17 protein-coding genes and 3 tRNA genes are annotated in these 14,235 nt (G+C 63.5%); 11 read left to right on the top strand and 9 right to left on the bottom strand.

Annotation, left to right across the window (positions count from 1 at the left end; genetic code table 11):
* Nucleotides 1–59: 59 nt before the first annotated feature.
* On the top strand, nt 60–1,040 hold the full coding sequence (locus tag WFP39_RS10650; RefSeq protein WP_336919539.1) for a site-specific integrase: 981 nt from the start codon (nt 60–62) through the stop codon (nt 1,038–1,040).
* A gap of 49 nt (nt 1,041–1,089) precedes the next feature.
* On the opposite strand, the gene WFP39_RS10645 is transcribed toward WFP39_RS10650, so the two are convergent.
* The 4 genes from WFP39_RS10645 to WFP39_RS10630 all read right to left on the bottom strand — a co-directional run bounded on the left by WFP39_RS10645 (nt 1,090) and on the right by WFP39_RS10630 (nt 4,284).
* Nucleotides 1,090–1,166, bottom strand: a tRNA-Pro gene (locus WFP39_RS10645).
* A 64-nt stretch (nt 1,167–1,230) separates the two neighbouring features.
* Nucleotides 1,231–1,306, bottom strand: a tRNA-Ile gene (locus tag WFP39_RS10640).
* A gap of 71 nt (nt 1,307–1,377) precedes the next feature.
* On the bottom strand, nt 1,378–2,376 hold the full coding sequence (locus tag WFP39_RS10635; RefSeq protein WP_336919537.1) for a polysaccharide deacetylase family protein: 999 nt from the start codon (nt 2,374–2,376) through the stop codon (nt 1,378–1,380).
* A 36-nt stretch (nt 2,377–2,412) separates the two neighbouring features.
* On the bottom strand, nt 2,413–4,284 hold the full coding sequence (locus WFP39_RS10630; protein WP_336919536.1) for a histidine kinase dimerization/phospho-acceptor domain-containing protein: 1,872 nt from the start codon (nt 4,282–4,284) through the stop codon (nt 2,413–2,415).
* Nucleotides 4,285–4,501: 217 nt separating this feature from the next.
* Here WFP39_RS10630 and WFP39_RS10625 point away from each other — a divergent pair, with 217 nt between their 5' ends.
* From WFP39_RS10625 to WFP39_RS10615, 3 genes are read left to right on the top strand one after another with little or no spacing between them, the layout of a single operon-like run.
* On the top strand, nt 4,502–4,966 hold the full coding sequence (locus WFP39_RS10625; protein ID WP_336919534.1) for an Lrp/AsnC family transcriptional regulator: 465 nt from the start codon (nt 4,502–4,504) through the stop codon (nt 4,964–4,966).
* A 56-nt stretch (nt 4,967–5,022) separates the two neighbouring features.
* Nucleotides 5,023–5,421, top strand: coding sequence for a DUF6152 family protein (locus WFP39_RS10620; RefSeq protein ID WP_336919533.1), 399 nt, complete (start codon nt 5,023–5,025; stop codon nt 5,419–5,421).
* Complete coding sequence (locus WFP39_RS10615; RefSeq protein WP_336919532.1) at nt 5,414–6,163, top strand: hypothetical protein; 750 nt, start codon at nt 5,414–5,416, stop codon at nt 6,161–6,163. The genes WFP39_RS10620 and WFP39_RS10615 overlap by 8 nt, the downstream gene beginning before the upstream one ends.
* A gap of 199 nt (nt 6,164–6,362) precedes the next feature.
* Here the strand turns inward: WFP39_RS10615 and accC are convergent, their stop codons facing one another.
* The 4 genes from accC to WFP39_RS10595 form a co-directional block, all read right to left on the bottom strand.
* A complete protein-coding gene (gene accC / locus WFP39_RS10610) occupies nt 6,363–7,712 on the bottom strand; it encodes an acetyl-CoA carboxylase biotin carboxylase subunit (protein ID WP_336919531.1) in 1,350 nt (449 codons plus the stop codon).
* Between the two features lie 25 nt (nt 7,713–7,737).
* A complete protein-coding gene (gene accB / locus WFP39_RS10605; RefSeq protein WP_336919530.1) occupies nt 7,738–8,250 on the bottom strand; it encodes an acetyl-CoA carboxylase biotin carboxyl carrier protein in 513 nt (170 codons plus the stop codon).
* 80 nt (nt 8,251–8,330) lie between these two features.
* On the bottom strand, nt 8,331–8,765 hold the full coding sequence (gene aroQ, locus WFP39_RS10600) for a type II 3-dehydroquinate dehydratase (RefSeq protein WP_336919529.1): 435 nt from the start codon (nt 8,763–8,765) through the stop codon (nt 8,331–8,333).
* 60 nt (nt 8,766–8,825) lie between these two features.
* Nucleotides 8,826–9,236, bottom strand: a complete 411-nt coding sequence (locus WFP39_RS10595) for a holin family protein (protein WP_336919527.1) — start codon at nt 9,234–9,236, stop codon at nt 8,826–8,828.
* Between the two features lie 229 nt (nt 9,237–9,465).
* Here WFP39_RS10595 and WFP39_RS10590 point away from each other — a divergent pair, with 229 nt between their 5' ends.
* The 6 genes from WFP39_RS10590 (at nt 9,466) to WFP39_RS10565 (ending at nt 13,548) form a co-directional block, all read left to right on the top strand.
* The gene (locus tag WFP39_RS10590; protein ID WP_336919525.1) at nt 9,466–10,380 is read left to right on the top strand and encodes a hypothetical protein; all 915 of its coding nucleotides are present in this window, start codon (nt 9,466–9,468) and stop codon (nt 10,378–10,380) included.
* Nucleotides 10,370–10,786, top strand: coding sequence for a DUF6152 family protein (locus WFP39_RS10585; RefSeq protein ID WP_336919523.1), 417 nt, complete (start codon nt 10,370–10,372; stop codon nt 10,784–10,786). Before WFP39_RS10590 ends, WFP39_RS10585 begins: the two co-directional genes overlap by 11 nt.
* Before the next feature lie 25 nt (nt 10,787–10,811).
* On the top strand, nt 10,812–11,198 hold the full coding sequence (locus tag WFP39_RS10580; protein WP_336919522.1) for a DUF6152 family protein: 387 nt from the start codon (nt 10,812–10,814) through the stop codon (nt 11,196–11,198).
* Entirely contained in the window at nt 11,195–12,007 is an 813-nt protein-coding gene (locus WFP39_RS10575) for a hypothetical protein (RefSeq protein ID WP_336919520.1), read from the top strand. Before WFP39_RS10580 ends, WFP39_RS10575 begins: the two co-directional genes overlap by 4 nt.
* A gap of 3 nt (nt 12,008–12,010) precedes the next feature.
* Complete coding sequence (locus WFP39_RS10570; RefSeq protein ID WP_336919519.1) at nt 12,011–12,223, top strand: hypothetical protein; 213 nt, start codon at nt 12,011–12,013, stop codon at nt 12,221–12,223.
* A gap of 74 nt (nt 12,224–12,297) precedes the next feature.
* Nucleotides 12,298–13,548 (top strand): cytochrome b/b6 domain-containing protein, encoded by a 1,251-nt coding sequence (locus WFP39_RS10565; RefSeq protein ID WP_336919518.1) that lies wholly within the window; start codon nt 12,298–12,300, stop codon nt 13,546–13,548.
* A gap of 45 nt (nt 13,549–13,593) precedes the next feature.
* Here WFP39_RS10565 and WFP39_RS10560 read toward each other — a convergent pair.
* Nucleotides 13,594–13,670: transfer RNA gene (locus WFP39_RS10560), tRNA-Pro, on the bottom strand.
* Between the two features lie 228 nt (nt 13,671–13,898).
* Between WFP39_RS10560 and yajC the strand changes: the two genes are divergently transcribed.
* Nucleotides 13,899–14,216, top strand: coding sequence for a preprotein translocase subunit YajC (gene yajC / locus WFP39_RS10555; RefSeq protein ID WP_336919517.1), 318 nt, complete (start codon nt 13,899–13,901; stop codon nt 14,214–14,216).
* Nucleotides 14,217–14,235 lie beyond the last annotated feature (19 nt).

Here is a 14,235-nt window from a genome sequence, read left to right as displayed (position 1 = left end):
TCTCCTGCTTCAGCGGAGACACTCTGAATCAATACACGCACTGAATTTCAAGAGGCTGATTGGGTTTAGACCCTAAGCCTAAGCTCACATCAGAGCTGATCGACGCCATTGCTAAAGCACGATCCGAGAGACTGCCCGCTGAAAGAAGCGATACCGTTGCAGGCTTGATTGCTGCCTATCGCCGAAGTCCGGAATGGCAGAGATTGGCCAAAACTACCAAGCCGACTTGGGAAATGTGGCTCGGGCGCATCGAACAAGAATTTGGCCAAGCTCGCCTCATCATCTTCGAAGATAGGCGAGTGCGAGGAGATATTCTGAATTGGCGAGACCGCTGGGCTAACAAGCCCCGAAGTGCCGATATGGCAATTCAGGTTCTATCTCGCCTGCTGTCGTGGGCGATTGATCGCGGGCTTCTGACGAACAATCGAGCAAAGGGCATCAACAAGCTGTATGATCACGACCGCTCCGCTCTAATCTGGGAGCAGAGCCACTTTGATCTTTTCATGCCCCACGCCAGCATCGAAGTTCGAGAAGCTGTCGAACTTGCGGCTTGCACAGGGCTGCGACGCGGAGACCTCATCAAATTGCCTTGGGACGCAGTGGGCGAACATGCAATCATCTGGAAGACCAGCAAGAGCCGAGGCAAAGCGAAAATTGTGGTGCCGCTGACCCCGGAGGCCAAGGCGATACTGCAAAGGATCAAGGATCGTCACTCGGTCGAGATGGCTACAAAATCGGAGAAAAAGCGAAAGCCGCTGCCACAAACGGTCTTGTCTAACCAGAGTTGGCAATCTTGGACGGCCTCCGGTTTCGGATCGCGCTTCAATGATGCCAAGCGGGCTTCCGGTATCGAAGTCAACTTTCACGATCTTCGCGGGACGTTCGCTACTCGCTGCATCATGGCTGGTCTGACGGATCAGGAGGTAGCCGATATCCTTGGTTGGACTACGAAGGATGTGGCTTCAATTCGGGTCAAGTATGTCGATCAGGCGAGGGCCGTCGTTGCGATTGCAGACCGTATCCAAAGGGTTTCGCTGTAAAACACCTGTAAACCAGTTACACGGAGGCGCGCATAAATGATTGAAAAAGTGGTCGGGGAGACAGGATTCGAACCTGCGACCCTCTGCTCCCAAAGCAGATGCGCTACCAGGCTGCGCTACTCCCCGACACGGGAACCGATCTTCCGCGCGCCGCCCGATTGCCTGGGGGCGGCACGCTTGCATGCGGGGGTGGTGGGCCCGGCAGGATTCGAACCCGCGACCTAGCCGTTATGAGCGGCCAGCTCTAACCGCTGAGCTACAGGCCCGGCACCATGTCCGGAAGGCTTGCCCCCGGTCCGCGCGGCGTGGACTAGCCGCCAATCGGGCGAGTGGCAAGTTAGTCCCGCACAACCTGCGTCATCACCTCGCGCAGCGAAGCAGGGGCCACGCCCCGCCGGTCGAGATAGGCGAACACCGTGCGCCACCAATCATACAGCCGATCAAGATCGCTCTCGCTACGCACATAGGGCGTATGGCCGGGGCGCAGCGACGGCGAATGGAACGAAAAGACCAGCAACGGCAACCCGTCGTCCAGCGCAATGTCAATGCCGCGGATCGCTTCTTCGGCGCTGATCCCTTCGGGTGTCAGCGGAATGCGTTCGAGCAGCCCCAGCCGCGCCAGCACGCCGCGCAGTTGCGGCAGGCGCCACAGCCGGGGAAAGATCGCGTCCCCCTGCCGCCGCAGCAGCCCCCAATAGATCGTGGTGAGCGGCAGTTCGAGCAGTGTGCGCTCGTCATCCAGCCAGTAGGGATGAAGCGGAAAGCCGCGAAAATCCGGGCCGCCTGTGCTCGAATAATCGAACAAGGGGCGCACCGAGGTGTCGATGGCGATGCCATGGCGCGCCAGCATGGCCGCGCTTGCCGCTCCCACGCCGTAACGCCCGGCGCGGTAGCTGATCGGGCTTATCCCGAAATTGCGTTCGATCGCATCGCGCAGGGCGGAGAACTTCGCTTCCTCCAGATCGGCGGGCAGATTGCCCGAATAGCTGTTGGCTTGCGTCATATCCTCGGCAAAAGGCGGGTTTACCCAGGGGTGCAACTGCACGCCCACCTCGGCGGTGCCCGATGCCAGCGCGGGCTTGAGGATTTCGGCGGCACGCGGCGAATTGGCAACCGGCCAGTCGATCAGCCAGACAGGCGACACGCCGTTGTTCTCGCAGAATTGCTGGAACTTGGCGAGGCGCGGCAAATGATCAAGGCCATAGGTGTCGCGGCCCAGCGGCTTATCCCAGTCAAACTCCTCCTCGGTGTCGATGGTCAGCACAAAGCGCGTGCCGAACCCGTCCCGAAAGCGGGCACGGGCACGGCTTGGCGGTCTTTCGACCAGACTGCGCAATGTCCATTCCCCTTGCTCGCGCGCGCTGAGGCAGGTTCAGGCCGCGTCTTCACCCCTTTCGGCGGTGCTATGGGCCTGCTCCGGCGCGGTCAATAGGGGCAGGGTTAACGCCAGATTATCCGCGCAAATTTCCAAGGAACCTCCCGCTGCCTCGGCCTCTGCGCGGGCAAGGCGCAGCGCGAATCCGGTCCCGAACATCGTGGCGCTGAGCAACTGGCTCTTGTCCTTTCGCATCGGGGCAAAGGGATCGTCCTGCGCGGCGATGGATCGGGGCAGATTGCAGGTGAGCGTTACGGCGGGGGAGGATGGCTGCGCCGTTGGCTCAAGCTGCGCGTGCAGATGCTCGCCCGGTGCCACCGCGCCGGCCAGCGTTGCCAAGATGCGCCAGACCAGCAGCAGCAATTCCTCGCGCGCCAACGGGGTTGGGAAAGCGTCACCCGTCGCCTGAAGGGCAATGGCCGCGCCGCGCGGGCGCAGCACGCCTTCCAGCCGCCGCAGCGTTTCGGCCACCGCTTCGTGCAAATCGGCATCGCCCTGCGCCAGCGCCAGCGCGCCCGATTCCAGGCGAGCGAGCCGATCGACCTCCTCAAACGCGGCGAGCAGCTTTGCCGCGTCCACCGCGATTCCGGCGGCCAGCGCGCGATAGGCGTTGGGTGCGGGGCCGAACACCTGCTGCTGGATCACCTCTGCAAAGCCCTGAATGGCGTTTACCGGAGTGCGCAATTCGTGGAGCGTCTGGCGGATGCGGTCTTCGCCGCTATCGGGGGACAGGTCTGCCGTTGCAGGCGGCGCAGCGGCAAGCGGCAGCGGTTCCTGCCAACGCCGGGCGCGCCCGCGATACCCGGCGAAATGACCCGTAACCGGCGTAAATTCAGGCTCCGCATCGATCCGCCATGTGCCGCTGACTGCGCTGGCCGCATCGATTTCCAGCCGGGCCGCGCGCAGCGGCTGGCGCAGGTCGAACGCGCTGGCGGCGCCTTGATCCAGCACTGCCAGCACGCCCGGCCCCTCGCGGCTCAGCAGCATCCCTACCAGCAGCGGGGCGATGTCGGCATCGGCCGCGGCAATTCTTCCGTCAACACCCGTCCGGAAATCGAAGCGGTCGATCATCGGGTTTCCGGACGTGGAAGCTGGTCCGCCGTCTTCTCCTTCCAGATCGCCCAGCGGCAGGCGGCTCTCCTCGGCGCTGCGCAGGCGGCCTTCGCGAAAGGCCTCTATCCGGTGCAGCAGCGCGCGGATGCCGTCGCGTTCGGCAGGCGGGAAGGTTCCCGGCCCAGGGGCCGGTGCCGGTGTCGGGGCCTGTGCGGGGGCCTCTGTATGGGGCGCTATCTCCCCCGGCACAGGCGTTCCATCGGGCGCAGGCAGCGTCATGTCGGTGACGCCGAGCGAGCCCAGCAAACGCGCAACCGATGGTGGTAGGTCACGCCGGTGCCGCAAGAACCCGCGCGCCATCACCGGCAGGCGCGGCACCAGATCAAGCCATTCGGCCTCGTCCAGCTGCGCTATGGCCATGGCGGCAGCCGCGCTGCGCACATCCCCAACCGCCAGATGCGCCACAAGGTGCCGGTTGCGCAGCCGTTGGCCCGGTTCGCGCAGGATCCGTGCGCGTTCCGCATCGGGGATAAGGCGCGCAAGCTCGTCCAGCCGCCGCCAGCCGAGATAGGCCAGCAAGTGCGGGTTATGGCCCGCCAGCGCCGGTTCGATTACGCGCCGCTGCCATTCATCGGCAGGAACCAGTTCCACCCGCGCGGCAAGGCTGCGGTATTGGGCGGGTGACATATCGCCCGGCGCGGCAGGGCGGCTGCCCAAAAGGTCGATCACCTGCCGGTATTGGGTGCGCGCGGCCCTGTCGCCCGAAGGGGGGGCACGCAGCACCGTGGCAAGGCGATCATCAACCTGCATGGACATAAGACAGCGTGGCGCGCGAATCCGGCTTGAGTGCGGGCGTGATTACCCGCAGCCTTGCCATAGACGGCAGAAGGTTAAGGCGCATGACCGCTTCGCGCCGCGTTGCAAAGCGGGACAATTGCGGTCATACACAATAATATTTCCACAATCCGACCGATTGCGCGCCTATCATGTCGCACCAAGCCCTGATTGCACTGATTCGATACAGGAAAACCCCATGCCAACCATGGACGCGATTGACCGGAAGATCCTCGCAGTTTTGCAGGCGGAGGGGCGCGTTACCAATGTGGAACTGGCCAGCCGCGTCGATTTGACCGCGCCGCCCTGCCTGCGCCGTGTGCGTGCGCTGGAAGAAGCGGGCGTGATCCGGGGCTATCACGCCGATCTGGATCCTTCCAAGCTGGGCTTTGCCATCACCGTTTTCGCCATGGTGTCGCTGCGCAGCCAGGCGGAGGAGGATCTTCGTGCCTTTGAAAACCACATCAGGGCGCTGCCGCAGGTGCGCGAATGCCATATGCTGAATGGCGAGATCGACTTCATCCTGAAAATCGTGGCGCACGACCTGCAAAGCTTTCAGGAATTCCTCACCAGCCACCTGACGCCTGCGCCCAATGTCGCCAGCGTCAAGACCAGCCTTACTATCCGCACGGCCAAGCACGAACCGGGTGTGCCGTTGGATTGACGCGGCCCCTCTCACCCTGATAGTTATTGTTCATAACGAATGGGGAGAGGTTTTGGGTGAAAGACAAGGCCATTCGGCTTGCCGTGGTGATTGCGGCAATGGTGGTTCCCATCGCCTCTGCGGCGCACCATTCCTTTGCCGTGTTCTTTGACGAGACGCGCCAGATCCGGATCGACGGCACGGTGGCCTCGTTCCGTTTCACCAACCCGCACGCCACCATCGTGCTGAATGTCCGCGGCGAAGATGGCCGCGCGCACGAATGGCGGGTGGAAACCAATGCGCCGGTGGTGCTGCAACGGCGCGGCTGGACGCGCGACAGCCTGCAAGCCGGCGACCGCGTGGTGATCGACGGATGGCCCAGCCGCGACGGGCGCAATTACATGCGGCTGCGCAGCGCCACGGGGGCAGACGGGCGCGCGATCGGCGCGGCACCCTTCAGCACAAACGATGATTAAGGCCGCCCTCTTCGCCGCCGCGCTGGTGCTGGCGATGCCGGTGGCCGCGCAGGATGGCGTGCCCGATTTGTCTGGCTTCTGGGGGCCGGATTTCGTGACTGACACCTCGATCCGGATGCCCGATCTGCTGGCAAAGCTTCCCGCCGATGCCGTCTTGATCGAGGATGCGGGCGCGGCCGAGTTTCCACGCGGGGAATTTGGCGGGCTGGTGTTGACGCCCGAAGCCGCCGCCCATGCGGCGCAATGGAATGCCGAACAGGAGATGGCGATTGACCGTGTCTGCCTGCCGCCAAGCATCGTTTATGGCGTGCAGGGGCCGTTTCCCTTTGAAGTGCACCAGACGCCCAGCCTGATCGTGTTCAAATACGAATATTTCGATCAGGTGCGGCTGATCCACATGGACGGGCGCGCCGTGCCGGATAATGTCCCCCTGTCCAAGGTCGGCTATTCGGTGGGCCGCTGGGAAGGCGATGATCTGGTGATCGAAACCCGCCGCATCGCCGCCAGCACCATCACCAATAACGGCCTCGACCATACCGACGGGATCGTGATGGTCGAACGATACCGCAAGTCGGATGACGGCACGCGGCTGAACGCGACGCAGTGGTTCAGCGATCCGGCCGTGCTGGAAACCGACGGGGCGCGTTACCTCACCTGGACGGCGCGGCCGGGGCAATATGTCTACCCCTATGAATGCGATCCCAGCTTTGCGCTGGAATATGCGCGGGTGGGGGGCGAGTAGGATTGCCCCGAAGCTTACGAAATTGACATCGTGACGATGCGCAGTTTGCAGCGCAAATCACTGCCATTGCTGCGAAATTGGCGCGTTTTGCGAAGTTGACACTTTGCGTATCCACTTCAAAGCCGGAACCGACATTGGGAAAGAGCCGCGCGCAGCCTGATGGCGGCACGCGGCTGTAGGACAGCCCTGTTTTCCGCGCCTATCCTTCGCGCTTGGCCAGATATTCCTCCAGCCACTTGATCGAATAGTCGCCGCTCAGAATGTCGGGCTGCTGGATCAGTTCGGCGTGCAAGGGGATCGAGGTCTTGACCCCTTCGACCACCATTTCCTCCAGCGCGCGCTTCAGCCGCATGATGCAGCCTTCGCGGGTGCGGCCATAGACGATCAGCTTGGCGATCATGCTGTCGTAATAGGGCGGGATCGAATAGCCGGCATAAAGCCCGCTATCGACGCGCACATGCATCCCGCCCGCCGGGTGATAGGCGGTAATCTTGCCGGGGCTGGGGGTGAAGGTAAACGGGTCTTCGGCGTTGATGCGGCATTCGATCGCATGGCCGGTGAAGCGCAATTCGTCCTGCGTCACGCTCAGCGGTTTGCCTTCGGCAATGCGGATCTGTTCGCGCACCAGATCGACCCCGGTAATCGCTTCGGTAACGGGATGTTCCACCTGCAGGCGGGTGTTCATTTCGATGAAGTAGAAATGCCCATTTTCCCACAGGAATTCGATCGTGCCCGCACCGCGATAACCCATATCGGCCATCGCCTTTGCCACGATGCCGCCCATCCGGTCGCGCTCTTCGGGGGTGATGACGGGGCTGGGGGCTTCTTCCAGCACCTTCTGGTGGCGGCGTTGCAGCGAGCAGTCGCGCTCGCCCAGATGGATCGCGTTGCCCTTGCCATCGCCAAAGATCTGGAATTCGATATGGCGCGGATTGCCGAGATATTTTTCCAGATACATCCGGTCATCGCCAAACGCGGCCTTGGCTTCCGCCATGGCCTGCTTGACCAGCTCTTCCAGCTCGCCTTCGCTGGGGATCACCTTCATCCCGCGCCCGCCGCCGCCCGCGGCAGCCTTGGCCAGCACCGGATAGCCGATTTCGGCCGCCACGCGGCGCATCTCGTCAAAATCGCTTACCGCGCCATCAGACCCCGGCACCAGCGGCAGGCCGAGCGCGCCGGCGGTGCGCTTGGCTTCGACCTTGTCGCCCATGGTGCGGATATGTTCAGGCTTCGGCCCGATCCAGGTAATGCCATGCGCTTCGACGATTTCGGCAAATTGCGCGTTTTCGGACAGGAAGCCGTAACCGGGATGGATCGCATCCGCGCCGGTAATTTCAGCCGCCGAAATGATCGCGGCGGTGTTGAGATAGCTGTCGGCAGCAGAAGGCGGGCCGATGCACACGGCATGGTCGGCCAGCCGCACATGCATGGCATCGGCATCGGCGGTGGAATGCACTGCCACCGTTTCGATCCCCATTTCGTGCGCCGCGCGGTGGATGCGCAGCGCGATTTCGCCGCGATTGGCGATCAGGATGCGGCTGATACCCATGGCTGTTCTCTCTCCCGTCCCGGCCTCAGGCAATTACCACCAGCGGCTGGTCGTATTCGACCGGCTGGCCGTTTTCGATCAGCACATCTGTAACGGTGCCATCGCGCGGGGCGGTGATCGGGTTCATTACTTTCATCGCCTCGACAATCAGCAGCGTGGCCCCGGCCTTTACCGTGTCGCCCACCGAAATGAACGGCGCAGCGCCCGGTTCGGGCGTGAGATAGGCGGTGCCGACCATGGGCGATTTCACGGCCTTGGACATATCGGGCGCAGCAGCAGCGGGCGCAGCAGCAGCGGGCGCGGTGGCCGGGGCAGGGGCGGCGGGGGCAGGCGCGGCGGCAGCAGCGGGAGCAGCCACGGCCACCGGTGCGGCAGCGGCGGCAACCGCCCCGCGCGAAACGCGGATCTTGCGGTCGCCGTCCTCCACCTCGATTTCGGTGAGACCGGTTTCGGCCAGCATATCCGCCAGCTCGCGCACCAGCGCAGCGTCAATGTTCATCGCGCCCTTGCGCGCGGTGGAGCCCCTGTTCTCGGCCATGCGAACCTCTTGCTGGGTTGATCTGTTGGCTTCCCGCTAGAAGCAGTGGGCGATCATGGCAAGAGTTACGGTCTTGTGACTTACAGCTGTGCCGCAGCGTCGAGCGCCACCAGATAGCTGTTGGGGCCAAGTCCCTTAACGGTCTGGACTGCCGCCATGCCGATATAGGAGATGTGGCGAAATTCCTCGCGCGTATGCGGATCGGACAGATGCACCTCGATCACCGGGGTGGTGATGGACTTGGCCGCGTCGAGCAGCGCGATCGAGGTATGGGTATAGGCGCCGGGGTTGATGAGGATGGCGCGCGCGCCCACCGCCTGCGCCTCGTGCATCCAGTCGATCAGATGGCCTTCGTGGTTGGATTGCCGCACATCGATGTCCAGCCCCAGTTCGCGGCCGCGATCTTCCAGCATGGCGGCGATATCATCCAGCGTGGCAGAGCCGTAGATTTCCGGCTCCCTTGTGCCGAGAAGGTTGAGATTGGGGCCGTTGAGGACAAAGACGATATTGCTCATGGTGCTGCGTGGTAGCGGCGGCGCGGCCCGCTTGGCAAGCCGCGCCGCGGTTTCGGCCGGTTATTCCACGCCCTTGATCTTTCCCCATTGCCGCGCAGCGGTGTAGCCAAGATAGCCGGTGCCAAACAGGGCATAGAGCGGTTCGGGCAGGCCGTTGAGATAGGCGTTCATGCCCGCCGCAATATCCAGTGCCGCCTGCGGGCGAAAGGCGGACAGCACGCCCATCGGCATGGCAAACAGGATCATCGCGTAGATGACATAAAGGAAGCTGGGCCGCGCGCGGCTGGTCCAGGGATCGGGCGATTGCGCCTCGGCCAGAATGGCGGCCATGCGCGTTTCGATCTGCTTCAATTCCTGCGTCCCTTCGAGCGTGAGCAGTTCGAGCTTGGCGCGGTCGCGCGCCGCCTTGTCGGGGATGACCTTGTCAATGATGGACGCGATGGGGCCGATCAGGGATTCGATGAGGGCCATGGGGGAGGGGTCCTTGTGCTGCGATTGGGATAGCGCGCATGAACGGCCGGCAAGGCTGTAGGAAAGAGGTCGCGCGCCCCGCTCCGCACCCATTTCGCTGCGTTATGTTTTCTGACGTTGCGGGCCGAGTGGCCCAAGGCTGACGAAGGGGGCAATAGGTCCGCTGCCCGACCAGTTTGATCTCATCAAAACGGTCAGGTATCGTGCCTTGCAATGGGGGGAGAGGGAATTGAAGAAAGCAAACAGATCTGGCGCGGCTCTGCTCGCGCTTGCGGGGGCGATCTGCGCCATGCCGGCGATGGCGCAGGAAAGTGACGCGCCCCGGCAACCGGAAGTCGTCCGCCAGTATGTGCCGTTGAGCGAGGACCGGCTGAACCAGATGGTGCCCAAGCATCCGGGCTATCTGGGCGCGCTGGCCCCGGCCAATCTCAACGCGCCGCGCCCGCCGGCGCCGATCAATATCACCGGCACCTGGTTCATCGATCTGTCGGATGGCTTCCTGCATTTCCTGTTCGGGCCGCCATATCCGCAATTCGGCCCGCAAGGGATCGAGGCGCTGATCGAGGCGCCGCTGGCGCAGGCCCGTAACGAGACCTACCGCGATTCAATCGGCCAGTGCTACCCGCCGGGCATGCCGATGATCATGACGCGGGTGTGGCCGCACGCCTTCATCCAGCTGCCGACCGCGATCTACATGATTTCCGGCTTCAACAATTCGGTCCGCACGATCTTCCTTGATGGCCGCGAGTTCAGCAATCCGGACCTCGTGGTTCCCGGATACAATGGCGAGAGCATCGGCCATTTCGAAGGCGATACGCTGGTCGTCCGCACCAAATACATGGAAGCCGACAACCACTGGATCGATTACGGCATCCCGGTGTCCTACGATTTCGAGATCGTGGAGCGCATCCGCCTGCTCGAAGACGGCACGGTGATGGAAATCGAATACATCATGACCGACCCGCAGATGTGGGAAGGGGAATGGCGGTCGACCAAGCGGTTCACCCGGCAGGACTATACCGACATCAACGAGAGCAACTGCATCCTTGCCTATAACGCCAACCTGCCCGGCACCGAACTGGGCCGGGATACGGCGGAACAGCAGGGCCAGAGCAATGTGGAAGGCGTGCGCGATGATGACTAGACGGACCTTTGCCGGCGCACTTGGCGCAGCGGTGCTGGCCGCAGTGGCCGGCCCTGCGCTGTCGCACCACAGCTTTGCCATGTTCAACCAGCGCGAGATCATGACGTTGCAGGGCACGGTGCTGGAGTTCCAGTGGACCAATCCGCACGCCTTCATCGAACTGGAGGAGCGGCGCGGCAATTCCACCCGCCACTGGAGCATCGAGCTCAACAGCCCGAACAACCTGGCCCGTTACGGCTGGCGGCGCAATTCGCTGGTTTCGGGTGAACGGATAACCTTGCGCATGAACCCGCTGCGCGATGGCTCACCCGGCGGCCTGTTCCTCGATCTGACGAAGGCCGATGGCACCGTGCTCGATTCCGGCCTGCCCAAGAACGGGCAGCCCGTGAATGTGCCGCAATTCTGACAGCTTCGGGGGAGGAGATCCTGCCATGACGATGATCCGCAAATTCATGCTTGCCCTGATTGGCGCAGCTGTTCTCGCCGCTCCGCTGGCGCTGCCTGCTTCGGCGCATCATTCCTATTCGATGTTCGACATGCGCCGCACCGTGGTGCTGGATGCCACGGTGGTGCAGTTCCGCTGGCAGAACCCGCACGCCTTCATTCGCGCCACGGTGCAGGCGGGCGGACAAACCGAAGAATGGTCGATCGAGATGACCAGTCCCAACAATCTGACGCAGGAAGGCTGGACGCGCACCAGCCTGCGCCAGGGCGACCGGGTGCAGATCTATGTCCACCCGCTGCGCAGCGGCGCGCGCGGCGGCAGCTATGTCGGCGTGCGCAAGGCCGATGGCACCGTCCTGGGGACTGTCGAATGAAGCGCCTGAGGCTTTGCAGATTCGCCCTGCTTGCCGCGCTGTCGCTTGCCGCGGGTGGCGCTGCGCAGGCGCAGATGGGGCCGATCACCTCGGAACCGGCGCAGGGGCTGGCGTCGCCGGAACAGAGCGCCGGTTTCCCCAAGGGCCGCTATCACGAGCTTGACCAATTGCCCGATTGGGGCGGGATCTGGTTCCTCAACCGCCGCGATCCGGCCGCCGGGCCGATGCCGCAACCCCCCTTGACCGGCGAATACCGGGAGCGGTGGGAGCGGTGGCGCGAGCAGGTGCAGGCGAATGACGGGGTGGAGCTACGCAGCCGATCCAATTGCAGCCCGCCGGGCCTGCCGCGGATCATGCAGCTTGCCCAGTATCCCTACGAGTTCCTGTTCACGCCGGGCCGCGTCACCATCAACCAGGAAGCCTGGATGCAGACCCGCACGATCTGGACCGATGGGCGCGGGCATCCCTCGCTCGACGAATTCACCCCCAGTTTCCACGGCCATTCGATCGGCCATTGGGAAGGGCAGACGCTGGTGGTGGACACAATCGGCATTTCCGATGCGCTGGAAGTCGGGGAAGGCGGCAAGCATTCCGACCAGTTCCGGCTGGTCGAGCGCATCTACCTCTCGCCCGATGACCCCGATGTGCTGATAAACGACATGGTGATGACCGATCCCGTGGCCTTTTCGGGGCCATATGAGGTTTCGGTCAGCTACCGCCGCGACCGGCATGGCGTGCTGATCGAGTTCCAGTGCGCCGAAAACGATCGCAATCCGGTCAACGAGAATGGTGAGACGCTGTATTTGTGAGCGATGAGACCGGCCAGGCTGCTGATCAGCCGGCGCAAGAAGGGCGGGCCGGAGATTGCCATTTCACTCTCGCGCGAAGGGCTCGCCCTCAGGCAGGAGATGGAGCGGCGCGTGCTGGAGCGCGAGGAGTTCCTGACCAGCGGTCTGCCGCGTGAAGATCTGGAGATCGTCAGGCGAGCTGGGTCATATGATCGACCGGGCGCAGTCTATGCTTGACGACAACGGGCCCGGCTGATTGCATCGCTCCGCCGGATCAGGGGATAAGGCGGGACAAATTGGGAGCGTATCACGTGGCAAATCTGGGGAATCCGGCAGAACGCTACAGCCGGGGGGCCATTCTGCTGCACTGGATCATTGCGGGCTTGCTGGCGGTCAACCTCGCCATCGGTTTTGGCATGGGCAACGATGCCAGCTCTTTTGCGCTGGTGCAGTTCCACAAGAGCCTGGGGATATCGATCCTGTTGCTCACGCTGGTGCGGATCGCGTGGCGCATCACGCACAAGCCGCCGCCTGCGGCTGACAAGGGGCCGCTGGGCGCAGTGGCGAAGGCGGTGCATGTCCTGCTCTATGCCTTCATGCTGGGCGCGCCGCTGACCGGCTGGGCGCTGGTCTCCACCTCGCCGCTGAATGTGCCGACCATGCTGTTCGGGGTGGTGCCGTGGCCGCATCTGCCGCTTGATCCGGCGATCAATGGTGGCGTGGAAGTAACGCACGAATTGCTCGCTTTCTTGGGCATCGGTCTGTTCGCCCTGCATGTGGCGGGCGCGCTGAAGCACCATTTCATCAACCGCGATGGCGTGCTGGCGCGCATGGCGCCGGGCGGGTCGGCAAAAGCGGCGCTGGTGCTGTTTGCCGCCGTGCTGGTGGCGGGCGGGGCGACCTTTGCCATGATGCCGGGCGGCGGCGACCACAGCCACGAGGACGCCGAAGGCGCAGCTGTGCCCGTGGCGGAGGCAACCGAACTTGCCGAGGCCGAAGCCTTGGAGGAAGAAGCCGAAGCCGAGGTCGCGGAAGAAGAACCGGCTCCCGAAGCAACCGAGGCTGCCGCCGCGCCGCCGCCCGATTGGGATATCCAGCCCGGCGGTTCCCTGCGCTTTGTCGCCAGCAATGCGGGCAGCGCGCTCAACGGCACATTCCGTCGCTGGGATGGCGCGATCACGATGGACCCGGACAACCCGGCCGGATCACGGATCGTGATCGAGATCGACCTCACGAGCGCCACGCTGGGCGATGCGACGCAGGACGGGATGCTGGCCGGGGCCGAGTTCTTCGCGGTATCGAGTTTTCCCACCGCCGTGTTTCGCTCAACCGATGTGCAGAAAACCGGCGGCAATTCCTACCGGGCGCGCGGGACGCTGTCGATCAAGGGCGTGACGCGGCCGCAAACGATCTCCTTTACGCTGGGGGGAAGCGGAAATGCGCGCTCTGTCACCGGCAGCGCGACGGTCGATCGCAACGCGTTCGGCGTGGGCACGGGCGAGGCGGCGGGCGGTATTGCAGCCGATGTGCGCGTGGAGTTCGCTTTCGACGCGACCCGCTGACCCGCGGGCCTTGGGGGTGATGGCTGATCAGGGGGGTAATTCCACTGGTCGGGACGACAGGATTCGAACCTGCGACCCCCACACCCCCAGTGTGATGCGCTACCAGGCTGCGCTACGTCCCGTATCCAGTGGAAGCGCGCCTATAGGCAGGGGTTTCGGGCTTGGCAAGCCGCTCGATTGCCCTTGCCTGCCAATGCTGCTAGGCGCGGCGCTCTTGAAGCGAGAGGAAAGAGGGCGGCACGCGTCTTCGGACTTGGGACCAAGTCTTGAAAGGGCGCGGTCCGCCGCCATCTACCGCCTTTCGAAGGTATCCATGCCCACATACCCCAGGTTAATCATGAGGCTGTTCCATGCTTGATTTTCTCGCCGCCGGTTCCGGTTCCGCAGGCCAGGGCCTGATCGGGTTTGTGCCCATCATCGGCATGGTGCTGATCTTCTGGTTCCTGATCATCCGCCCGCAAATGAAGCAGCAGAAGGCGCACCGGGCCAAGATCGGCGCGGTCAAGCGCGGCGACCAGATCGTGACCTCTGGCGGCATCATGGGCAAGGTGACCAAGGTGGACGACGATTTTGTCGAAGCCGAAATCGCGCAGGGCGTGAAGGTCAAGGTGGTCAAGACCATGATCGGTGATGTGCTGGCCCCCGGCGGCACGCCCGCCAACGACTGATCGACAACGAATTTCCGCC

The organism is Alteraurantiacibacter lauratis (genome assembly GCF_037154155.1).
Taxonomy (GTDB): Bacteria; Pseudomonadota; Alphaproteobacteria; order Sphingomonadales; family Sphingomonadaceae; genus Alteraurantiacibacter; species Alteraurantiacibacter lauratis.
The sequence above is the reverse complement of the archived record's forward strand: the minus strand, read 5'-3'. Positions and strand labels throughout refer to the sequence as shown.